This is a genomic window from Micromonospora sp. LA-10 (assembly GCF_051853095.1).
In the GTDB taxonomy this organism is placed as follows: domain Bacteria; phylum Actinomycetota; class Actinomycetes; order Mycobacteriales; family Micromonosporaceae; genus Micromonospora; species Micromonospora echinospora_A.
The window spans coordinates 6,461,303-6,481,840 of sequence record NZ_CP195710.1 but is presented as its reverse complement, the minus strand read 5'-3'; the positions used below and the strand labels follow the sequence as shown (position 1 = coordinate 6,481,840).

The following is a 20,538-nucleotide window of genomic DNA, read 5'->3' as shown; positions in this document are numbered from 1 at the left end:
TCCTAGAATCCGAGGTACGCGTGCCGGAGCTGGTCGTCGTCGCGCAGCCGGGCGGCCGGCGCGGCGGTCACCACGCGCCCGAGCGACATGACGATGCCCTGGTCGGCGACGGAGAGCGCGCTGCGCACGTTCTGCTCGACCAGCAGCACGGTGAGCCCTCGTTCGTCGCGCAGCCGCCGCAGCAGCGCCATGATCTGCGCGGTGACCTTGGGCGCCAGCCCGAGCGACGGCTCGTCGAGCAGCAGCAGCCGGGGCCGGGCGATCAGCGCGCGGCCGATCGCGAGCATCTGCCGTTCGCCGCCGGAGAGCTGGTGTCCGGCGTGGTCGCGGCGGCGGGCCAGCGCCGGGAACAGCTCGTACACCTCGTCCTGCGCGCGCCGGGCGTCGGCCCGGTCGCGCCGCCACAGCCCGCCCAGGCGCAGGTTCTCCGCCACTGTCAGCTCGGTCACCACGCCGCGGCCCTCGGGCACGTGCGCCAGTCCGCGCCGGACCAGGTGTTCCACCCGGACGCCGCGCAGGTCCTCCCCCGCGTACCGGATCCGGCCGCCGGTGGGCCGCAGCAGACCCGAGAGGGTACGCAGCAGCGTGGTCTTCCCGGCGCCGTTGGCGCCGAGCACCGCGGTGACGGTGCCGGCCGGGACGGTGAGCGCGACGTCGCGCAGCACCGGCACCGGGCCGTAGCCGCTGCTGAGCGCCTCCACCTCCAGCACGGCGGTCACGACGCGGTCTCCTCGGCCGGCACGTCGGCGCCCAGGTATGCCTCGGTTACCCGGGGGTCGTCGCGGATGCTCTCCGGCGGCCCGGCGGCGATCACCTTGCCGAAGTCGAGCACCACGAGGTCGTGGCAGACGGACATGACCAGGTCCATGTGGTGCTCGACGAGCAGCACCGCGCAGCCGTCGGCCCGGTCGGGCAGGGCGCGGACCAGGTCGGCCAGTTCGGCCACGTCGTCGGCGCCGAGCCCGCCGGCCGGCTCGTCGAGCAGCAGCAGCCGGGGGCGGGCGATCAGCGCGCGGGCCAGCGCGACCCGCTTGCGTACCGCGTAGGGCAGGGTGCCCGGCGCGGTGTCGGCGTACTTGTCGATGCCCAGCTCGGCGAGCAGGTCCAGGGCCCGGGCGCGCAGCCGCCGCTCGTCGCGGTCGCTGCGCGGCAGGCCGAACAGCGCGGCGGCGAACCCGGCCCGTGCGGTGTGGCTCGCGCCGGCCACCACGTTCTCCAGGACGGTGAGCCCGCCGAACAGGCCGACGCCCTGGAGCGTGCGGGCGATGCCGAGCCGGGTGAGGGCGTGCGGGCGGGGCCGGAACGGCTGACCGTCCAGCGTGAGCGAACCCTCGGTCGGGCGGACGAAGCCGCAGACCACGTTGAACAGCGTGGTCTTGCCGGCGCCGTTGGGCCCGATCACGCCGACGACCCGGCCGGGCGGCACGCGCAGCGAGACGTCGTCGAGGGCGACCAGGCCGCCGAAGCGGACGCCGACGTGGTGCAGCGCCAGTCCCTGGTCGTCGGCGGGGGTGGCCGGTGGGCTCATCGTCACCTCGTGCCGGTCGACGGAGCGCGGGAAAACTAATTACACCGGGAGTGTACTTTTCTCTGCCGCCGCGTCAATGGCCAGACGATCACGGTTCATCTACCGGGTTGACCGGCCTCCAACCTGCACAGTCGGTGCGATCATCCCGGCATCCGGTCGCGGGCGCGCCGCAGGAACGTCTGCTCCGCCGCGTTGCCGGTGCCGGCGATCGCCGCGTCGTACGCGATCCGCGCCTGCGCCGGGCGGTCCAGGCGGCGCAGCAGGTCGGCCCGGATCGCGTGCCACACGTGGTATCCGGTCAGGTCCAGCCGGTCCACTTCGGCCAGCGCGGCCGCCGGTCCGCGTACCTCGGCCAGCGCGACCGCCCGGTTCAGCGCCACCACCGGTCCGGGCGCGACGGCCGCGAGCCGGTCGTAGAGCGCGAGGATCTGCCGCCAGTCGGTGTCGGCGGCGGTGGGCGCGTCGGCGTGCACCGCGCCGATCGCGGCCTGGAGCTGGTACGGGCCGGGCCGGTCCCGCCGCAGACACCGGCGGACCAGATCCTGGCCCTCGGCGATCAGCTCCCGGTCCCACCGGCCACGGTCCTGCTCGGACAGCGACACCGGCGCGCCGTCCGGTCCGGTGCGGGCGTCCCGGCGCGCCTCGGTGAGCAGCATCAGCGCGAGCAGGCCGAGCGCCTCCGGCTCGTCCGGCATCAGCGTGACCAGCAGCCGGCCCAGCCGGATCGCCTCGGCGCCCAGCTCGGCGCGGCCCAGCCGCTCCCCCGCGCTGGCCGTGTGCCCCTCGTTGAAGATCAGATAGACCACCGCAAGCACGCCGCGCAGCCGGTCCGGCAGGTCGGCGTCGCGCGGCACCCGGTACGGGATGCCGGCGTCGCGGATCTTCGCCTTGGCCCGGACCAGGCGCTGCGCCATGGTCGGCTCGGGTACCAGGAAGGCCCGCGCGATCTCGGCGGTGCTCAGGCCGCCGAGCAGGCGCAGCGTCAACGCCACCCGGGCGGGCGCGGCGAGCGCGGGGTGGCAGCAGGTGAAGATCAGGCGCAGGCGGTCGTCGGGCACGGGCCCCTCCTCGGCGGGCGGGTCGGCGGCGTGCAGCAGGGCGGCCTCGGCGTGCCGGGCGGCCCGGGTGGCCTCGCGGCGCAACCTGTCGATCGCCCGGTTCCGGGCGGTGGTGATGATCCAGCCGGCCGGGCTGGGCGGCGGCCCGTCGGCGGCCCAGCGCGTCACCGCGATCGTGAACGCCTCCTGGACCGCCTCCTCGGCGAGGTCGATGTCGCCGAGGAGACGGACCAGGACGGCTACCGCGCGGCCGTACTCGGCCCGGAAGACCCGTTCGACCTCGGTCATCCCTCGCCCTGGAACGGGCGGACCTCGATCGGCAGCGTGGTCGCCAGGGCATACCGGCGGCCCCACTCCAGCGCGGCGTCCAGGTCGGGCGCCCGGATGATGGTGACGCCACCCAGGTACTCCTTGCCCTCGGCGAACGGCCCGTCGGTGACCAGCACCTCGTCACCGGCCGGGCGCAGCACGGTGGCGGTCTGCGGGTCGTGCAGGCCGTTACCGAACACCCAGCACCCGGCCTCCCGCAGGTCCCGGCCGATGGCCTCGACCTCGCGCATCACCCCGGCCAGGAACTCCGGGTCCGGGCGGCCCTCGCCGGCCGGCTGGTACATGCTGATCAGGTACTGCTTCATCGGTGTCTCCTCACCGCCGGGGACGGCCCCGCGCCGCCCTTCACCCTCCACACGAACGGCTGACGCCGGTTTCGACACGCCGGGCCGGGTGAATCCGGCCGGGAGCGGGGTACGCCGTCGCGTGCGCCGCCACCGGGTCGTCGTCGTGGGCGCCGGGTTCTCCGGGCTGGCCTGCGCGCTCGCGCTGGACGCCGCAGGCGCCGAGGTGCGGGTGCTGGAGGCCCGGGACCGGGTGGGCGGCCGGACGCTGAGCCGCCCGTTGCCCGGCGGCGGCTGGCTCGATCTGGGCGCGCAGTGGATCGGCCCGACCCAGGACCGGATGTACGCGCTCGTCGCCGCGTACGGCCTGACCACGTTTCCCTCCCCCGCGCACGGCGCGGCGACGCTGCTGCTCGGCGGACGCCCGGCCACCGGCGAGCCGCCCGGGCTGTCCGCGCTGCTGGGCACGCTCGACGAGATGGCGGCCGGGCTCGATCCGGCCGCGCCGTGGCGGGCCGACGAGGCGGCGCGGTGGGACCGGGTCACGTTCGGCGGCTGGCTCGACGCGAGCGGGGCCGACCCGGTCACCGCCGGGTACGCGGGCCGGATGCTCGCCGGTGGCCTGCTGGCCGCCTCGCCGGACGAGGTCTCGCTGCTGCACATGCTGTTCTACCTGCGCAGCGGCGGCGGCACCCGGTCGCTGCTGCGGATGGCCGGTGGCGCACAGCAGGACCGGATCGCCGGTGGCCCGGCTGCGCTGGCCGGGCGGATGGCCGCCGCGCTGCCGCCGGGAAGCCTGTGCCTGGACGCCCCGGTGGACGGCGTCGCGCAGGACGGCGACGGTGTGCGGGTGCGCTCCGGCGGCGAGACCCACCACGGCGACGCGGTGGTGGTCGCGCTGGCGCCGACGCTGGCCGGGCGCATCCGGTACGACCCGCCGCTGCCGCCGCTGCGCGACGGGCTGACCCAGCGGATGCCGATGGGCGTGGCGCTCAAGGTCCACGCGCTCTACCCGGAGCCGTTCTGGCGCGCCGACGGCCGCTCCGGGGTGTCCAGCACGGACACCTGCCCGATCACCGAGACGGTGGACAACTCGCTGCCGGACGCCCCGGGCGGGATCCTCACCGCGTTCAGCTACGGCGCGCAGGCCCGGGCGCTGCGCCGGCTGCCGCACGACGCGCGCCGGGACGCGCTGCGCGACGCGCTGGCAGCGATCTTCGGCCCGGCCGCCGCACGCCCCGACGACCTCGTCGAGTACGACTGGTCGGCCGACGAGTGGACGCGCGGCTGCTTCTGCGGCGTCCTGCCGCCCGGCGCGTGGTGCGGCTACGGCCCGGAGCTGCGGACGCCGGCCGGGCGGGTGCACTGGGCCGGCACCGAGACCGCGACCCGGTGGAGCGGCTACCTGGAGGGCGCGGTGACCGCCGGCGAGCGCGCCGCCACCGAGGTGCTCGCCCAGCTCGACTGAGCACCCGATCCAGTGAGATTCTTCGATACGCTCTATTGAAAAGTTTCTCCGCCCTGTGCACTAATGACGACAGTTCCTTTCGTCATACTCCCGCCGCCGGAGCGCGGCAACCCCCAGGGAGGACAGATGCACGAATCGATCCGATCGGCGCTGCGCGCGGCCGGAGCCGCACTGCTCGCCACCGTCACCGTCGCCGCCGCGACCCTGTCCGGGGTGGCACCCGCCTCCGCCGCCCCGGCCGGACTGCCCGGCATGGACGTCTCCAGCCACCAGGGCAACGTGAACTGGTCCGGGGCGTGGGCAAACGGCGCCCGGTTCGCCTACGTCAAGGCGACCGAGGGCACGTACTACACCAACCCGTACTTCGCCCAGCAGTACAACGGCTCGTACAACGTCGGGATGATCCGCGGCTCGTACCACTTCGCCCGCCCCGACACCACCAGCGGCGCCACCCAGGCCAACTACTTCGTCGACCACGGCGGCGGCTGGTCCAAGGACGGACGAACGCTGCCCGGCGCGCTGGACATCGAGTACAACCCGTACGGCGCGACCTGCTACGGGCTGAGCCAGGCGTCGATGCGCAGCTGGATCGCCTCGTTCGTCAGCCAGTACTACGCCCGTACCGGCCGGTGGGCCACCATCTACACCACCACCGACTGGTGGAGCACCTGCACCGGCAACACCTCGCAGTTTGCCGCCAACAACCCACTGTGGATCGCCAGGTACTCCAGCAGCGTCGGCACGCTGCCGGCGGGCTGGGGCACGTACTCGTTCTGGCAGTGGTCCTCCTCCGGCGTCTTCCCCGGCGACCAGAACGTGTGGAACGGCTCGCTCGACCGGCTGCGCGTGCTGGCCTGCAACGGACCCTGCTGACCCCGGCCCGGGCGTGGCGGGCGGTGCCGGTCCCGCCACGCCCGGCGTACCGGTCGATCCGGCGCTCCCCTTCCGCGAGGAGGTTGCGATGTCTCTTCCCGTTCCCCGGCGGACCGTGCTGCGCGGCGCGGTCCTGCTCGGCGCCGCCGGCGTCGGCGCGCTGACCCAGATCGGCTCGCGCCCCGACGCGCGGGCCGCCGCCACCCGTGTCGACCAGCCGACCATCGCCAACTGCGCGACCTGGGGCGCCCGCCCGCCCTCGTCGCCGGTGAGCGTGGTGGCCAGCCGGCCCAACAAGATCATCGTGCACCACACGGCGTTCCCGAACACGACCGACTACAGCCTCGCCCAGGCGTACCGCAACTCCCGCGACATCCAGAACCTGCACATGGACAGCAACGGCTGGCTCGACTCCGGGCAGCACTTCACAAACAGCCGCGGCGGCTACCTGACCGAGGGCCGGCACGGCAGCCTCTACGCGCTGCTGCACGGCCAGACCATGGTGCAGGGCGCGCACTGCGTCGGGCAGAACAGCCAGGCCATCGGCATCGAGAACGACGGCATCTACGTGGACGTGCAGCCGCCGCAGGCGCTCTGGAACAGCCTCGTCACGTTCTGCGCGTTCACCTGCCAGCAGTACGGCATCCCGCCCACCGAGATCTACGGACACAAGGACTTCAACAACACGCAGTGCCCGGGGCTGCTGCACGACCGCCTGCCGGAGCTGCGCCGTACCGTCGCCGCTCGTCTCGGCGGCTGACCACGGGGGTACGCGGGACGCCCGGGTGCGACGGGCGTCCCGCGTACGTCAGTGTTAGTGCTAGCTTATATAAGCTGGGCCTGATATATATGGGTCGTGCACGCCTTCGACGTCCTCGGCGACCCGGTCCGCCGCCGGATCCTGGAACTGCTCGCCGACGGTGAGCAGCCCGCCGGGACGCTCGGCGAGACCGTCCGGCGCGAGTTCGGCATCAGCCAGCCCGCCGTCTCGCAGCACCTCAAGGTGCTGCGCGAACACGGCTTCACCACGGTTCGCGCCGACGGCACCCGCCGGCTCTACGCCGTGGATCCCGGCCCGCTGCGCGACATCGACGCGTGGCTGGACGGGTTCCGCCGCTTCTGGACGTCGCCACTGGCAGCGCTCGCCACCGAACTGGCCCGGGGCCGCCGCGAACGGCGGCTGCGCGAGGACGACACCCACGACGAGAGGACCGACCCATGATCGACGTGACCGGACAGATCAGCGCCGTCGAGCGCCGCATCGGCGACCGTACGCTCCCCGCCGGGCAGGCGCGGGTGCTCACCATCGCCCAGACGTACGACGCGCCGGTGGCCGACGTCTTCGACGCCTGCACCAACCCGGAACGGACACCCCGCTGGTTCCTGCCGATCTCCGGCGACCTGAGCCTCGGCGGTCGCTACCAGCTGGAGGGCAACGCCGCCGGCACGGTCGAGCGCTGCGACCCGCCGCACGGCTTCGCCGCCACCTGGGAGTACGGCGACGAGGTGAGCTGGATCGAGGTGCGGCTGCGCGAAGCCGGCCCGGGGCGTACCCGCTTCGAGCTGGAACACGTCGCACACGTCGACGACCAGCGGTGGGCCGAGTACGGCCCCGGCGCTGTCGGCATCGGCTGGGACCTCGCACTGATGGGACTGGCCTCCCACTTCGCGGCCGACGGCACTGGTGTCGACCCGGCCGCCGCGGCCGAGTGGATGGCCTCACCGGACGGGCTCCGCTTCGTCACCGAGTCCGGCAACAGCTGGACGGCGGCGAGCATCGAGGCCGGCACCCCCGCCGAGGAGGCACAGGCCGCGGGCGAGCGCGTGACCGCGTTCTACACCGGCGCCCCCACCCCCTGACCGCCCTCGCCCTCGCCGATCTTGCAGTTCTGGTCCCTGCGATGCCCGTTTCCGCCTGGATTGCGGGGCACCAAAGTGCAAGATCGGCGGGGCTACGGCGACGTGCTGGACAGTTGATGTTCGCCCCGGCGAGCGAGGGTGGCTCGGGATCTCGTGGGCCGGGACGCTGACGTCGGCGGCCTCGCGGTCGACACTGGCCACTTCCCGCGGACCGGCCGTCCTTGTTCCACTGACCGGCCACCCTCGCACACGCTCTGCCGCGATCGCCCACGCTCCGCCGTGATCGCCCCGGTCCGCCTTGATCGGCACGACTCCGCCTTGATCGGCCCGGCACCTCGCCGCAATCGCGTCTCATAGCGCGCCTCGCCGGTCGCCCTGGCGGCTCTCGCCGGGCTCCTTGAGATCTTGGTAGGAAAAGGCCCCTATGAGGGCCTTTTCCTACCAAGATCTCTCTGCATCCCGGGGTGCGGGAGGCGTCTCCCTAGATGCGGGACACCGGCCTCGAACGGGGGCAGGAGGCGGGGTCTGGGCGTGCTGTGTCGACGGGCGACGCGGTGCGCGTGGGCGAGGCGGCCAAGCCAAGTCCTCTCTGCGTCCCGCGATGCGGAAGGCACTTCCCCGATATGGGATGCCGCGCCCAGCACGGGGCCAGGCGGGCTTCGGGCGAGCTACGTCGACGGGCGACGTGCCTGGCGAGGCGGTCAAGGCCGGTGCGCCGAGGGTGCCTGCGGATGGAGTCGGCTAACGGCAGGGTCCACAGTGGTGGAACGCGGCGCAATGTCGCGGAAAAGCGGCGGTCGGATATCGGTGGGGTGGGGCAGACTGCGGGGCATGCCGATCCGTTCCGTCGCCGACCTGACCACCGCCGTCGACGCCGGTCAGACGTTCAAGTACCTGCGCTTCTGGGGGCACCGCCCGCAACGCGACGGCAGCGTCGGCGCGGGTTGCCTGAGCCAGTGGTGGCCGGCCACGTTCACTGTGGACGGCAGGGAGTTCGCGACCGCCGAGCACTGGATGATGTGGCACAAGGCCACGCTCTTCGGCGACCACGTGGTCGCCGAGCGGGTGCTGGCCGCCGGGCATCCGCACCGGGCCAAGGCGCTCGGCCGGCAGGTGCGCGACTTCGACGAGGCGACCTGGACCGCCCGCCGCTACGAGATCGTGGTGGCCGGCAGCGTGGCCAAGTTCGGTCAGCACGAGACGTTGCGGCGGTTCCTGCTCGGCACCGGCGACCGGGTCCTCGTGGAGGCCAGCCCGACGGACCGGATCTGGGGCATCGGCCTGACCGCCGACGATCCGCGCGCCGCCGACCCGGCGACCTGGCGGGGTGACAATCTGCTCGGGTTCGCCCTGATGGAGGCACGCGCCGTGCTCGCCGGTCGAGGGGGTGACGGCTGACCTCCGGTGACGGATGCGGGTAACGTGCTGCGGCGTGACCCCGTACTCGCACTGCTCCTTCTGCGGCGCGGCCTACCCGGCGGGCGCCGGGTGGCCGCGGGTCTGTTCCTCCTGCGGAGAGACGGTGTGGCGCAACCCGCTGCCGGTCGCGGTGGCGGTGCTGCCGGTCCGCACGCCGCAAGGGGTCGGCGTGGTCGTCGTGCGCCGCGACATCGAACCCGCGCGTGGCCTGCTGGCGCTGCCGGGTGGCTTCATCGAGTACGGCGAGGAGTGGTCCGAGGCGCTCGTGCGGGAGCTGCGCGAGGAGACCGGGCTGCTGGCCGAGGCCGGCGAGGCGCGGCTGTTCGCGGTGCACGGCGCTCCGGCGGGCGGCACGATGATGGTCTTCGGGGTGCTGCCCGAGCGGGCGGTCGGTGACCTGCCTCCGTCGGCGCCGACGGAGGAAGCCACCGAGTGGCTGGTGCTCACCGATCCGGTCGAGCTGGCCTTCTCCACGCACACCCGGGTGCTGGCCGACTTTCTCGCCGGGCAACGCCCGCTCTGACCGGGGCGACTCCGGCGGCGCGCGGCGCGGTCAGCCGCGGGCCGGGACCGGCTGGGGTGAGAACGGCACGGCGGCCGGCGCCTCGGTCTCCGGCTCGCCGGCCGGGTGCCGCCACAGCCCGCGCCGCCGCAGGATCGGCAGCACGCCCTCGCCGAACCAGTACGCCTCCTCCAGGTGCGGGTGGCCGGAGAGGATGAACTCGTCCAGGCCGAGCGCGTGGTACTCGGCGATCCGGTCGGCGACCTCGGTGTGGCTGCCGACGAGCGCGGTGCCCGCGCCGCCGCGTACCAGCCCGAATCCGGCCCACAGGTTCGGCGAGACCTCCAGCCCGTCGCGGGAGCCGCCGTGCAGGTCGAGCATCCGCCGCTGCCCCTCGGACTCGCTGCGCCGCAGCCCTTCCTGCACCGCCCGCACGTCGGTCTCGGGGATGCCGTCGAGCAGCTTGCGCGCCTGGGCCCACGCCTCCTCGGCGGTGTCCCGGCTGATCACGTGCAGCCGGATGCCGTAGCGCAGCTCGCGGCCGGCCTCGGCGGCGAGCCCGCGGATCCAGTCCAGCTTGCCGGCCACCTGCGCGGGCGGTTCGCCCCAGGTCAGGTACACGTCGCTGTGGCGTACCGCCACCGGCCCGGCCGCGCCGGACGACCCGCCGAAGTAGACGGGCGGCACCGGGTCGGGCACGCGGGCGAGCCGGGCGCCCTGGACCCGCACGTGGGCGCCGTCGTGGTCGACCGTCTCGCCGCGCCACAAGGCCCGCACCACGTGCAGGAACTCGTCGGTACGCGCGTAGCGGGCGTCCTTGTCCAGGAAGTCGCCGTACGCCCGTTGCTCGGCGGACTCGCCGCCGGTGACCACGTTGAGCAGCAGCCGCCCGCCGGACAGGCGCTGGAACGTGGCGGCCATCTGCGCGGCGAGGGTGGGTGAGAGCAGGCCGGGGCGGAACGCGACGAGGAACTTCAGCCGCTCGGTGACCTCGGTGAGCATGGCGGTGGTCAGCCAGGCGTCCTCGCACCAGGCGCCGGTGGGGGTGAGCGCGCCGGCGAAGCCGAGCTGTTCGGCGGTGCGGGCGATCTGCCCCAGGTACGCCACACTCGCCGGTCGCGCGCCGCCGGCGGTGCCGACCGGCACGCCGTGTCCGCCGCCCACGATGTCCCGGCTGTCGCCGTAGGTCGGCAGGAACCAGTGGAAGGTGAGCGACATGGGGGCCTCCGGTGCGCGTCGGACGGGTCGTCTCCTGAGTGGTGGGACGTCCACGCCGACACACTACCCATAAAACCTATCGGGTTGGTAGGTTGCTGTCGCCCGTCGATGGCCGGGCCCATCCCCTCCCCGAGGAGTCGCCATGCGTACCCCCAGATCGCGCCGCCGCCCGGTGGCCGCGCTGCTCACCACCCTCGCGCTGCTCGCCGCGACGGCGCTGACGGCCTGCGGTGGCGAGGCGGCCGACGCCAGCGGCGGCAGCGACGGCCCACTGCGGATCGGCTACCAGCGCTTCGGCGGGCTCAGCCTGGTCAAGGCGCGCGGCGACGCGAAGAACGTCACCTGGTCGCTGTTCGAGAGCGGACCGGCGCTGACCGAGGCGCTGAAGGCCGGCTCGATCGACATCGGCCAGGTCGGCGAGGCGCCGCCCGTGTTCGCCGCCGCCGGGAAGATCCCGTTCTCCGTGGTCGGCACCTCCCAGCCGATCCCGCAGGGCGAGGCGGTTCTGGTCAAGGCGGGCAGCCCGTATCGTGGATTCGCCGACCTACGCGGGCGCACCGTCGCGCTGAACAAGGGCTCCAACGTGCACTGGCTGCTGGTGAAGCTGCTGGAGGCGAACCGGATGACGCTCGCTGACATCAAGGTGAAGTACCTCAAGCCCGCCGAGGGGCGGCCCGCGTTCGACAACGGACAGGTCGACGCCTGGATCATCTGGGATCCCTACTTCGCGCTGGCCGAGCAGCCCGGCGTACGCGTGCTCGCCGACGCCACCGGCCTGGCCGGCAACCGCGAGTACGTGCTGGCCGCGCCGGACGCGGCGAAGAACCGCACCGACGACGTGCGGGCGTTCCTGGACACGTACCGGCAGACCACCGACTGGGGCATCGCCCACCCGAGCGAGCGGGCCGCCGTCCTCGCCCCGGAGCTGAACATCCCGCTCGACGTGACCACCCGGGCGCTGGCCCGCAGCGCCAAGCCGCTCGCCCCGGTCACCCCGGAGATCGGCGCGGAGTTGCAGGCCATCGCGGACAGCTTCGTGGAGCTGAAGCTCGTGCCCGGACCGGTCGACATCGCCGGGCGGGTGGACGGCCGGTTCAACGAGGCGTTCCAGTGAGCGGTCCGGCGCTGGCCGAGGCCGCCGCGCCTGTCGTACCCGATCGAGCGACGCCGCGGCGGTCGCGGACCCGGACCGCCCGGCGGTGGCGGCGCGCGGTGAGCCCGGTCGTGCTGGTGCTCGGCTGGGAGGTCGCCGCGCGGACCGGGCTGCTCGCCCCCGAGAAGCTGCCCGCGCCCAGCGCGGTGCTGGCCACCGGGTGGCGGCTGGCGCGCGACGGCACGCTCGGCGTGCACCTGCTCGACTCGCTCACCCGCGCCGCGCTCGGCCTGCTCATCGGCGGCGGCCTGGCACTGGTGCTCGGCGCGGCGGCGGGGCTGCTGCGCCTCGGCGACGACCTGGTCGACCCGCCGGTGCAGATGGCCCGGATGCTGCCGCACCTGGGCCTGGTCCCGCTGCTGATCATCTGGGTGGGCATCGGCGAGTCGCTGAAGGTCACGCTGGTCGCGCTCGGCGCGTTCTTCCCGATCTACTTCAACACGTACGCCGGCATCCGCGACATCGACGAGCGGCTGGTGGAGGCGGCGCGCACCTGCGGCCTCGGCGCGGCGGCCCGGCTGCGGCACGTGGTGCTGCCCGGCGCTCTGCCGGCGCTGTTCCTCGGGCTGCGGCTGGCCATCGGCGCGGCCTGGCTGAGCCTGGTCGTCGGTGAGCAGGTGAACGCGCAGACCGGCGTCGGGTTCCTGATGATGGAGGCGCGCGAGTTCAGCCAGACCGACGTGGTGGTGCTCGGCCTGCTCATCTACGCGCTGCTGGGGCTCGCCTCCGACCTGCTCATCCGGTACGCGGAGAGGAGGACGCTGGCGTGGCGACGCGGACTGCGCGCGACCTGACCGGGCCGGTGCTCACCGCACGGGCGGTGACCCGGTCCTTCGGCCCGGCGGTGGTGCTGGCCGGGGTGGACCTGACCATCGGCGCCGGAGAGACGGTGGCGCTGCTCGGCGGCAGCGGCTCCGGCAAGAGCACGCTGCTGCGCGTGCTCGCCGGGCTCGACGGCGGCGCGGGCGGCGAGCACGCGGTGCACGGCACCGCCGCCGTGGTGTTCCAGGAACACCGGCTGCTGCCGTGGAAGCGGGTGGCCGACAACGTGGCGCTCGGCCTGACCGGGCCGGACGTGGGCGGGCGGGTCGGCCGCGCGCTGGCCGAGGTGGGGCTCGCCGACCGGGGCCGGGCCTGGCCGGCGGAGCTGTCCGGCGGGCAGGCGCAGCGGGTCGCGGTGGCCCGCGCGCTGGTCCGCGAACCGGACCTGCTGCTGCTGGACGAGCCGTTCGGCGCACTCGACGCGCTGACCCGGCTGCGCATGCAGGGGCTGCTGCGGCGGCTGCGCGCCCAGCACGGCTTCGCCGCGCTGCTGGTCACCCACGACGTGGAGGAGGCGCTGCTGCTGGCCGACCGCGTCCTGCTCCTCGACGACGGCGTGATCGCCGAGGAGGTGCCGGTACGCCTCGGCCCGTCCCCGAGCCCCGACGACCCGGCCCTCGGCGCGCTGCGCCGCCACCTGCTCGACCGCCTCGGCGTACCCGCCGGCTGACCGCGAGGGAGACCTGATGACCCGCTGGACGCCCGACCCGACCTTCTACCCCTCCCCCGCACTCGCCGCGACCGCGCCGGCCGAGAAACTCGCCTACGTCGCCGCGTTCGACCGCGCCGGGCAGCGGCCCGACGCCATCGCGGTGCTCGACACCGACCCGGACTCCGGCTCGTACGGCCGGGTCGTCGGCTGGACCGAACTGCCGAACACCGGCGACGAGCTGCACCACTTCGGCTGGAACGCGTGCAGCAGCGCGCTCTGCCCGACCGCGCCGCACCCGCACGTGGAACGCCGCTACCTGATCGTGCCGGGCCTGCGCTCGTCCCGGATCCACGTGCTGGACACCAAGACCGACCCGCGCCGCCCCGAGCTGGTGAAGGTGATCGAGGCGGAGGAACTCGGCAAGCGCGCCGGGTACTCCCGCCCGCACACCGTGCACTGCGGGCCGGACGGCATCTACGTATCCGCCCTCGGCGGCGCGGACGGGCAGGAGGGACCCGGCGGCATCGCCGTGCTCGACCACACCACGTTCGAGGTACGCGGCGCGTGGGAGGCCGACCGGGGGCCGCAGTTCCTGGCGTACGACTTCTGGTGGCACTACACCCAGGACGTGCTGGTCACCAGCGAGTGGGGCACGCCGTCGATGATCGAGGACGGCATCGTCGGGGAACTGCTGCTGGGCCGCGGGTACGGGCACGCGATCCACTTCTGGGACCTGGCGAAGCGCCGGCACGTGCAGCGCGTCGACCTCGGCGACCAGTACCAGATGCCGCTGGAGCTGCGCCCCGCACACGACCCGACGAAGTCGTACGGCTTCGTCGGCGTGGTGATCAGCGTCGAGGACCTGTCCGCCTCGATCTGGCTGTGGCACCGCGACGGCGACGCCTGGGCGGTGACCAAGGTGATCGACATCCCGGCCGAACCGGCCGACCCGGCCGACCTGCCGGACCTGCTCAAGCCGTTCGGGGCGGTGCCGCCGCTGGTCACCGACATCGACCTGTCGGTGGACGACCGGTTCCTGCACGTCTCCTGCTGGGGCACCGGCGAACTGATCCGCTACGACGTCAGCGACCCGTTCCACCCGGTACGCGTCGGCTCGGTGCGCCTGGGTGGCATCGTCAACCGCACCCCGCACCCGGCGTTCCCGGACGAGCCGCTGGCCGGCGGGCCGCAGATGGTGGAGATCAGCCGGGACGGCCGCCGCGTCTACGTCAGCAACTCGCTCTACGGCGCCTGGGACGACCAGTTCTACCCCGACGGGGTGGGTGCCTGGGTGGCGAAGCTCGACGTCGACCCGGAGCATGGGGGCCTGGTGCCGGACCCGCGGTTCTTCCCGCGCGGGGAGGAGTTCCGCGGCCTGCGCGTGCACCAGACCCGGTTGCAGGGCGGCGACGCCTCGTCCGACTCGTACTGCTTCCCGTGACCGGCGCGACCTGGGCGGCGCTGGGCGGCCTCGGCGCGTTCCACGGGCTGAACCCGGCGATGGGGTGGCTGTTCGCGGTGGCCCGGGGCCTCCAGGAGCGCCGCCGGGCCGCGCTGCTGGCGGCGCTGCCGCCGATCGCCGCCGGTCACCTGGCGTCGGTGGCGGTGGTCGCCGCCCTGGTCAGTGCGACCCGGTCGGTGACGGCGAGCACCCTGGTCGCGGTGGCCGGCGGCGTGCTGCTGGTCGGGTTCGGGCTGTGGCGGCTGCTGTCCGACCGGCACTTCCGGTGGGCCGGGATGCGGCTGTCGGCGGCGCAGCTCGCCGCCTGGTCGTTCCTGATGTCGGCGGCGCACGGCGCGGGCCTGATGCTGCTGCCGGTGCTGCTCGCCGAACCGGCGGCCGGCGGAGGCCCGCACGCCGGGCACCTCGCCGCCGCGCCGGCCGGCGCGCTGACCGGCCTGCTCGCCGCCGCCGTGCACACCGCCGCCATGCTCGCCGTCGCGCTGGCCGTGGCCCTGCTGGTGTACGAGGTGCTCGGCGTCGGTGTGCTGCGCCGGGCCTGGTTCAACGTCGACCGGCTCTGGGCCGGTGTGCTCGTGGCGGCCGGGGTGGTGACGCTGCTCGCTGCGGCGTGAGTCGCCACCACCTGCGACGGATCGATGAAAAGTCCTACTGATTGAATAGGAAAGGCAGCGTCGCCCACCCTGGAGGTCAGTCGTGAGTCAGTCCCCGTCCTCAGCCGAAGCCGCCCACGACGCCGACCGGAGCCGGCAGTGGCTCGCCGGGCAGGCGCACGGGCCGGGCGTCGACCGCGACCGGCTGCTGGAGGTGGGCGCGGCGATGGGCGCGGTGACCGCCGCCGCCGCGGAGCGCGAGCCGGTCGCGGTGGCGTCCGCGCCGGTCGGCGTCGACCCCGGCGCGCCGATCGTCAAGCCGCTGCCGCCGGAGCTGCTGCGCCCGCTGGACACCAACGCCGAGATGCGCTGGCCGTCGATGGCCGGCCAGGGGTACGTGGTCCCGACCGACCGCTTCTTCGTCCGCAACCACACGGTCACCCCGCACCTGGACGCGGCCACCTGGCGGCTGCGCCTGTTCGGCGACGGCCTGCGCGGCGCGCCCACCCGCGACAACCCGGTCGAGTTCGACCTCGACGAGCTGCGCCGGCTGCCCGCCGAGGAGCACGCGGCGCTGCTGGAGTGCGCCGGAAACGGACGGCGCTACTTCGCCGAGCAGCAGGACGAGCCCGCCCCGGGCGTGGCGTGGGGACTGGGCAGCGTCGGCGTGGCCCGCTGGCGGGGCGTGCGGCTCGGCACGGTGCTGCGCCTGGCCGGACTGCGCGACGACGCGGTCGACGTGATGCCCGAGGGCCTCGACCCGGACTACGTCTCCGGCGGGGTCAACCTCGGCCGGGTACGCCGCCCGATGCCGGTCGCCAAGGCGCTCGACGACGTGCTGCTGGCGTACGAGATGAACGGCGAGCCGCTGCCCCCCGACCACGGCTACCCGGTGCGAGTCGTGGTGCCCGGCTGGGTCGGCATCTCCTCGATCAAGTGGGTGGGCGCGATCGAGGTCTCCACCACCCCGCTGTTCTCGCCGTGGAACACGCAGTTCTACCGGATGTTCGGCCCCGGCCACCCCGCCGACGGCACCGCGCTCACCGCCCAGCCGGTACGCAGCGCGTTCGAGCTGCCCTGGGACGTCCGGCTGCCGGCCGGCGAGGAGGTGCTGCTCACCGGCCGCTCCTGGTCCGGCAACGGCCCGATCGCGCACGTCGAGGTGGACACCGGTGACGGATGGCGCCCGGCCGACCTGGTCGACGCCGACCGGGGCGGCGCCTGGCAGCGCTGGACCGTCAGCTGGCGTCCCCCAGCTGCGGGCCGGCACGTCCTGCGCGCCCGAGCCACCGACTGCACCGGCGCCGTCCAGCCCGACCGGGCCGCCGTCAACGACCTCGCGTACCTCTTCGACGCCGTGGTGGCCCACCCGGTCACCGCCTGCTGACCGCCGCTCAGGCGGTGCCGAGGTAGGCCGGCGGCACGGTGTCGGTGAGCCACACCCCGTTCGCCGAACGGTAGAACAGGTGACCGGCCTCAGCCATCGCCGCCGCGTCCACGGTCAGCACCACCACCGCGCCGCCCCGGCGCGCGCCGACCCGCCGGGCCGTCGCCACGTCCTGTGACAGGTGTACGTGGTGGCGCCCGCCCCGGCGCAGCCCCTGCGCCCGGATCGCGTCCAGCACGGCCTCGCCGGTGCCGTGGAACAGCCGGGGCGGCGGCGCGGCCGGGGTCAGGCCGAGGTCGACCGGAACCGAGTGCCCCTGGTTGGCGCGGATCCGGTCGGCCCCGTCCGGGCCGGTTTCGATCGCGAAGCGCTGCTTGTCGTTGCCCGCGACCACGGCGTCCAGTTGGGCGCGGCTGATCCCCAGCCCGGCGAGCACGTCGGCGACCGGCACCCAGCCGGCCCGGTCGAGCCGCAGCCCGTACGCGTCGGGCCGGTGCCGCAGCGCCAGCGACAGCCGCTTGCTCACCCGAACAAGATCGCGATGTTCCACCCGCCCAGTGTGATTCCGCCCCCGCCCCCTGTCGACGCAGTTCCCCACCCGCGTCCCCTCGCCCGCCCTGCCTCCCCGCCCCGCCCCGCCCCGCCCCGCCCCGCCTCGCCTCGTCGATCTTGCGGTTTCGGCCCCTCGGCTGCCCGGTTCACGCGCTTTGCCGGGGCTGGCACCCCATGATCGACGAGCTAGCGAGCTGAGGGCGGGGAGGAGGGCGGGCAGGAAGCGCGTGGCCCCGGAGAGGGACGGAAGTGCGGGGAGGGGCAAGGGGTCAGGCGGCGGCCCGCTCTGGGAGGGGGCGGCGGCGGTGGGACGGGTCGGTCAGCGTGGGCGGGGACCAGGCGCCGTCGGGCTGGTAGAGGTTCGTGCCGGGCGGGACGATCTCGTCGATGCGGTCCAGCACCGCGTCGTCGAGCGTCAACTCCGCCCCGGCGAACAGCGCGTCCAACTGGTCCATCGTGCGCGGGCCGATGATGGTCGACGTGACAGCCGGGTGCACGGCCGTGAACGCCACGGCGAGCTGCGGCAGCGTGCAGCCCGCCTCGTCGGCGAGTGCGACCAGTTCCTCGACGGCGGCGTACTTGGCGGCGTTGCCCGGCAGCGCCGGGTCGAACCGGGCCGGGGTGAGCGCCGGGCGGCCGGCGCCGAGGTCGACGGGCCGGCCCTGCCGGTAGCGGCCGGACAGGAACCCGGAGGCCAGCGGACTCCACACCAGCACGCCCATCCGGTAGCGGCGGCAGACCGGCAGCACCGACGTCTCGATGCCGCGCGCCAGGATCGAGTACGGCGGCTGCTCGGTGCGGAAGCGGCCCAGCGCACGGCGCTCGGCGACGTGGTGCGCCTCCACGATCTCCTCGGCCGGGAAGGTCGAGCAGCCGAACGCGCGGATCTTCCCGGCCCGGACGAGGTCGGTGAGCGCGCCGAGCGTCTCCTCGACGTCTGTGGTGTGGTCGGGGCGGTGCACCTGGTAGAGGTCGATCCAGTCGGTGCCGAGCCGGCGCAGGCTGTCCTCCACGGCCCGGACGATCCAGCGTCGCGAGTTGCCGCCCCGGTTGGGCCCCTCCCCCATCGGGAAGTGCACCTTCGTGGCGAGCACCACGTCGTCGCGCCGGCCGCGCAGGGCCTTGCCGACGATCTCCTCGGACTCGCCGGCCGAGTACATGTCGGCGGTGTCCACGAAGTTGATCCCGCGGTCGAGTGCCGCGTGGACGATCCGGGCGCAGTCGTCGTGGTCGGGGTTGCCGACCGCGCCGAACATCATGGTGCCGAGGCAGTGGACGCTGACCTCGATGCCGGTGCCGCCGAGGACGCGATAGCGCATGTGAACTCCCTGGTTCGCACCGCGCCGGCCGGGGTGGCGCGCGGTCCGGTCACGGTAGGAGTTCGAGTGCGCTGGAGGTCAACCGTCGGCGGAGGACTCCGCGCTACCGGCGAGGTAACCGGCCGCCTGCAACTCGAACAGCTCCCGGTAGAGCCCGCCCTCGGCCATCAACGTGTCGTGGTCGCCTGACTGCACGAGCCGGCCATGGTCCATCACGAAGATCCGGTCGGCGTGCCGGACGTTCGCCAGCCGGTGCGTGATCAGCACGACGGCCCGGTCCGGGTGCCGCCGCAGGTGCTGGAAGAGGGCGTGCTCGGCACGCGCGTCCAGCGCGGCGGACGGCTCGTCGCAGATCAGCAGCCGGGCGTCGCGGTAGAGGCCGCGCGCGGCCACCAGCCGCTGCCACTGACCGCCGGACAGGTCCTGGCCGTTCTTGAACTGCCGGTCCAGCAGCGTGTCGTACCCGAAGGGCAGCTCGTTGATCATGTCGTGCGCGGCGGCGTCCCGGGCGGCGGTCTCCACGCTGGGTCCGGGCCCGTCGGCGCGGTCGTGGCGGCCGACCCGGATGTTCTGCCGGGCGGTGAACGGGAACTTCCACCAGTCCTGGCTCATCACCGCGACCTGGGCGGCGGTCTGCCGTGGGTCCAGCTCGGCGGCGTCCACGCCGTCCCAGCGGATGGTGCCGCCGGTGGGACGGTAGAGACCGGCGATCAGCTTCGCCAGCGTCGTCTTGCCGGAGCCGTTCTCCCCCACCAGCGCGATCACCTCGCCGCGCCGCACGGTCAGGCTGACGTCGTCGACCGCTGCGGTGTCGGTGTCCGGGTAGCGCAGGCTGACCTTCTCGACGTCGATCCGGGTGAACCCGTCGACCGGCAGGTGACCGCCGGCCGGGATCCGCCGGGTGGCCCGGTCGAGGAAGTCGCGGTAGTCCTGGTAGTAGAGGGCGTCCTCGTAGAGCGAGTTGGTGGCGAAGACCGCCGTGCGCAGGCTCGTACGCGCGGACTGGAGCGCGAGCAGCGCGGTGGCCGCCGCGGCCAGCGCCACCACGCCGCCCAGCAGCAGCCCGCCCGTTACCGCGTAGACCGCGAACGCGGCCACGCCGGTCACCGACAGGCCGAGCCCCCGGGTGACGGTCTGCGAGCGGGCCAGCCGGAGCTGGGCCTGTGTCTCCACGGTCATCATCCGGTGGTACTCGGCGAGCAGGAAATCCCGCATCTGGTAGGCACGGATCTCGGCGGCGGTGTGCCGGTCGGCCATCAACCGGGCCAGCATGAACATCCGGCGGCGACGGGTGATCCAGGCCAGCAACGCCAGATACTGCCGACGCGCCAGCTTGACCGCGGTGACGGCCTCGGGCACGGCGGCGAGCAGCAGGCACGGCAGCAGCACGGGCTGGATGACGGTGACCGCGGCGGCGGTGGCCAGCACACCGACGACACCGGTCACGAGGTTCACTGTGTGGTCCACGATCGACGCGGCCTCGGCCATGCCCCGATCCCGGGCACGGTCCATCTCCTCGGCGAACCCGGCGTCGTCGAACGCGGCGAGCTCCACGGCGGTGGTCGCCTCGAAGAGCCGGAGTTCCACCTGGTAGTTGATCTGCGGGATGAGCCGGGCCTGCGCCCAGCCGGCGGCGACCGTCAGCGCTCCCCGGGCCGTCACGGCGGCGGCCGCGAGCAGCAGCGCGGGCAGAGCCGCGCGGATCCGGTCCGGTGTGGGCCCGGCGGCGAAGAGCTGCCGGAGTACGCCGGTGGTGGCGAGCAGGCCGAAGGTGGTGAGCAGCCCGGCGACCACGTTGAGCCCGATCGAGGCGAGCGTGTCCCGGCGGCTGGTCGCCCAGGCCAGGCCGATGGCCTCGCGGACGAGGGCCGGCAGCCGGCGCGCCACGGACCAGAAGCTGGTGTGGGCGAACTCGGTGGCGCGGTTCATCCAGTGCCCGTCCGCCAACTCCGGCAGCGGCGAGTCGTCGCCCGCCGCGTCCCCGGCCGGGGCGGGTTCGTCCGGCGAGTTCTCGTCCGAGGGGCGCCGAGGACCGAAAACCGCTGCCATACGCGCCTC

Annotated in this window: 21 protein-coding genes; 13 read left to right on the top strand and 8 right to left on the bottom strand. The window is 74.1% G+C overall.

Going from position 1 to position 20,538, the window contains the following annotated elements:
- Positions 1 to 2 precede the first annotated feature (2 nt).
- The 4 genes from ACSDG8_RS29995 to ACSDG8_RS29980 form a co-directional block, all read right to left on the bottom strand.
- Positions 3 to 719 (bottom strand): ABC transporter ATP-binding protein, encoded by a 717-nt coding sequence (locus ACSDG8_RS29995; RefSeq protein ID WP_210895215.1) that lies wholly within the window; start codon positions 717 to 719, stop codon positions 3 to 5.
- Complete coding sequence (locus ACSDG8_RS29990) at positions 716 to 1,528, bottom strand: ABC transporter ATP-binding protein (protein WP_210895216.1); 813 nt, start codon at positions 1,526 to 1,528, stop codon at positions 716 to 718. Before ACSDG8_RS29990 ends, ACSDG8_RS29995 begins: the two co-directional genes overlap by 4 nt.
- Before the next feature lie 140 nt (positions 1,529 to 1,668).
- On the bottom strand, positions 1,669 to 2,874 hold the full coding sequence (locus tag ACSDG8_RS29985) for an RNA polymerase sigma factor (protein ID WP_210895217.1): 1,206 nt from the start codon (positions 2,872 to 2,874) through the stop codon (positions 1,669 to 1,671).
- Positions 2,871 to 3,221, bottom strand: a complete 351-nt coding sequence (locus ACSDG8_RS29980; RefSeq protein ID WP_030499279.1) for a YciI family protein — start codon at positions 3,219 to 3,221, stop codon at positions 2,871 to 2,873. Before ACSDG8_RS29980 ends, ACSDG8_RS29985 begins: the two co-directional genes overlap by 4 nt.
- Positions 3,222 to 3,309: 88 nt before the next feature.
- On the opposite strand from ACSDG8_RS29980, the gene ACSDG8_RS29975 reads away from it, so the two are divergent.
- The 7 genes from ACSDG8_RS29975 to ACSDG8_RS29945 all read left to right on the top strand — a co-directional run bounded on the left by ACSDG8_RS29975 (position 3,310) and on the right by ACSDG8_RS29945 (position 9,343).
- On the top strand, positions 3,310 to 4,668 hold the full coding sequence (locus tag ACSDG8_RS29975; RefSeq protein ID WP_307856241.1) for a flavin monoamine oxidase family protein: 1,359 nt from the start codon (positions 3,310 to 3,312) through the stop codon (positions 4,666 to 4,668).
- A 126-nt stretch (positions 4,669 to 4,794) separates the two neighbouring features.
- A complete protein-coding gene (locus ACSDG8_RS29970; RefSeq protein ID WP_210943036.1) occupies positions 4,795 to 5,541 on the top strand; it encodes a lysozyme in 747 nt (248 codons plus the stop codon).
- Positions 5,542 to 5,629: 88 nt separating this feature from the next.
- Positions 5,630 to 6,301, top strand: coding sequence for a peptidoglycan recognition protein family protein (locus tag ACSDG8_RS29965; protein WP_210895219.1), 672 nt, complete (start codon positions 5,630 to 5,632; stop codon positions 6,299 to 6,301).
- A 96-nt stretch (positions 6,302 to 6,397) separates the two neighbouring features.
- A complete protein-coding gene (locus tag ACSDG8_RS29960; protein WP_210895220.1) occupies positions 6,398 to 6,763 on the top strand; it encodes an ArsR/SmtB family transcription factor in 366 nt (121 codons plus the stop codon).
- Positions 6,760 to 7,401: an SRPBCC family protein gene (locus tag ACSDG8_RS29955; RefSeq protein WP_210895221.1), complete on the top strand. Its 642-nt coding sequence runs from the start codon at positions 6,760 to 6,762 to the stop codon at positions 7,399 to 7,401. Before ACSDG8_RS29960 ends, ACSDG8_RS29955 begins: the two co-directional genes overlap by 4 nt.
- Before the next feature lie 831 nt (positions 7,402 to 8,232).
- Complete coding sequence (locus ACSDG8_RS29950) at positions 8,233 to 8,799, top strand: NADAR family protein (protein ID WP_439427470.1); 567 nt, start codon at positions 8,233 to 8,235, stop codon at positions 8,797 to 8,799.
- A gap of 34 nt (positions 8,800 to 8,833) precedes the next feature.
- Positions 8,834 to 9,343, top strand: coding sequence for an NUDIX domain-containing protein (locus tag ACSDG8_RS29945; protein WP_210895223.1), 510 nt, complete (start codon positions 8,834 to 8,836; stop codon positions 9,341 to 9,343).
- Between the two features lie 30 nt (positions 9,344 to 9,373).
- Here ACSDG8_RS29945 and ACSDG8_RS29940 read toward each other — a convergent pair whose 3' ends face one another.
- Positions 9,374 to 10,540 (bottom strand): LLM class flavin-dependent oxidoreductase, encoded by a 1,167-nt coding sequence (locus tag ACSDG8_RS29940; protein ID WP_210895224.1) that lies wholly within the window; start codon positions 10,538 to 10,540, stop codon positions 9,374 to 9,376.
- 142 nt (positions 10,541 to 10,682) lie between these two features.
- On the opposite strand from ACSDG8_RS29940, the gene ACSDG8_RS29935 reads away from it, so the two are divergent.
- The 6 genes from ACSDG8_RS29935 to ACSDG8_RS29910 all read left to right on the top strand — a co-directional run bounded on the left by ACSDG8_RS29935 (position 10,683) and on the right by ACSDG8_RS29910 (position 16,609).
- Positions 10,683 to 11,654, top strand: a complete 972-nt coding sequence (locus ACSDG8_RS29935; RefSeq protein WP_210895225.1) for a sulfonate ABC transporter substrate-binding protein — start codon at positions 10,683 to 10,685, stop codon at positions 11,652 to 11,654.
- Positions 11,651 to 12,487, top strand: coding sequence for an ABC transporter permease (locus ACSDG8_RS29930; protein WP_210895226.1), 837 nt, complete (start codon positions 11,651 to 11,653; stop codon positions 12,485 to 12,487). Before ACSDG8_RS29935 ends, ACSDG8_RS29930 begins: the two co-directional genes overlap by 4 nt.
- On the top strand, positions 12,460 to 13,185 hold the full coding sequence (locus ACSDG8_RS29925) for an ABC transporter ATP-binding protein (protein ID WP_210895227.1): 726 nt from the start codon (positions 12,460 to 12,462) through the stop codon (positions 13,183 to 13,185). The genes ACSDG8_RS29930 and ACSDG8_RS29925 overlap by 28 nt, the downstream gene beginning before the upstream one ends.
- A gap of 16 nt (positions 13,186 to 13,201) precedes the next feature.
- Positions 13,202 to 14,608: a selenium-binding family protein gene (locus ACSDG8_RS29920; RefSeq protein ID WP_210895228.1), complete on the top strand. Its 1,407-nt coding sequence runs from the start codon at positions 13,202 to 13,204 to the stop codon at positions 14,606 to 14,608.
- The gene (locus ACSDG8_RS29915; protein ID WP_210895229.1) at positions 14,605 to 15,243 is read left to right on the top strand and encodes a hypothetical protein; all 639 of its coding nucleotides are present in this window, start codon (positions 14,605 to 14,607) and stop codon (positions 15,241 to 15,243) included. Before ACSDG8_RS29920 ends, ACSDG8_RS29915 begins: the two co-directional genes overlap by 4 nt.
- An 82-nt stretch (positions 15,244 to 15,325) precedes the next feature.
- On the top strand, positions 15,326 to 16,609 hold the full coding sequence (locus ACSDG8_RS29910) for a sulfite oxidase (RefSeq protein WP_439427469.1): 1,284 nt from the start codon (positions 15,326 to 15,328) through the stop codon (positions 16,607 to 16,609).
- 7 nt (positions 16,610 to 16,616) lie between these two features.
- On the opposite strand, the gene ACSDG8_RS29905 is transcribed toward ACSDG8_RS29910, so the two are convergent.
- The 3 genes from ACSDG8_RS29905 to ACSDG8_RS29895 all read right to left on the bottom strand — a co-directional run bounded on the left by ACSDG8_RS29905 (position 16,617) and on the right by ACSDG8_RS29895 (position 20,529).
- Positions 16,617 to 17,159 carry an RNA 2'-phosphotransferase gene (locus ACSDG8_RS29905; RefSeq protein WP_210895231.1) on the bottom strand — a complete coding sequence of 181 codons (543 nt, stop codon included), beginning with the start codon at positions 17,157 to 17,159 and terminating at the stop codon, positions 16,617 to 16,619.
- 271 nt (positions 17,160 to 17,430) lie between these two features.
- Positions 17,431 to 18,480 (bottom strand): aldo/keto reductase, encoded by a 1,050-nt coding sequence (locus ACSDG8_RS29900; protein WP_210895232.1) that lies wholly within the window; start codon positions 18,478 to 18,480, stop codon positions 17,431 to 17,433.
- Between the two features lie 78 nt (positions 18,481 to 18,558).
- A complete protein-coding gene (locus ACSDG8_RS29895) occupies positions 18,559 to 20,529 on the bottom strand; it encodes an ABC transporter ATP-binding protein (protein ID WP_210895233.1) in 1,971 nt (656 codons plus the stop codon).
- Positions 20,530 to 20,538: the final 9 nt, after the last annotated feature.

Coding starts and splice junctions, on each gene's coding strand:
- ACSDG8_RS29980 (WP_030499279.1), bottom strand. CDS start 3,221: ATGAAGCAGTACCTGATCAGCATGTACCAGCCGGCCGGCGAGGGCCGC.
- ACSDG8_RS29900 (WP_210895232.1), bottom strand. CDS start 18,480: ATGCGCTATCGCGTCCTCGGCGGCACCGGCATCGAGGTCAGCGTCCAC.
- ACSDG8_RS29895 (WP_210895233.1), bottom strand. CDS start 20,529: ATGGCAGCGGTTTTCGGTCCTCGGCGCCCCTCGGACGAGAACTCGCCG.
- ACSDG8_RS29940 (WP_210895224.1), bottom strand. CDS start 10,540: ATGTCGCTCACCTTCCACTGGTTCCTGCCGACCTACGGCGACAGCCGG.
- ACSDG8_RS29955 (WP_210895221.1), top strand. CDS start 6,760: ATGATCGACGTGACCGGACAGATCAGCGCCGTCGAGCGCCGCATCGGC.
- ACSDG8_RS29970 (WP_210943036.1), top strand. CDS start 4,795: ATGCACGAATCGATCCGATCGGCGCTGCGCGCGGCCGGAGCCGCACTG.
- ACSDG8_RS29935 (WP_210895225.1), top strand. CDS start 10,683: ATGCGTACCCCCAGATCGCGCCGCCGCCCGGTGGCCGCGCTGCTCACC.
- ACSDG8_RS29985 (WP_210895217.1), bottom strand. CDS start 2,874: ATGACCGAGGTCGAACGGGTCTTCCGGGCCGAGTACGGCCGCGCGGTA.
- ACSDG8_RS29950 (WP_439427470.1), top strand. CDS start 8,233: ATGCCGATCCGTTCCGTCGCCGACCTGACCACCGCCGTCGACGCCGGT.
- ACSDG8_RS29965 (WP_210895219.1), top strand. CDS start 5,630: ATGTCTCTTCCCGTTCCCCGGCGGACCGTGCTGCGCGGCGCGGTCCTG.
- ACSDG8_RS29920 (WP_210895228.1), top strand. CDS start 13,202: ATGACCCGCTGGACGCCCGACCCGACCTTCTACCCCTCCCCCGCACTC.
- ACSDG8_RS29990 (WP_210895216.1), bottom strand. CDS start 1,528: ATGAGCCCACCGGCCACCCCCGCCGACGACCAGGGACTGGCGCTGCAC.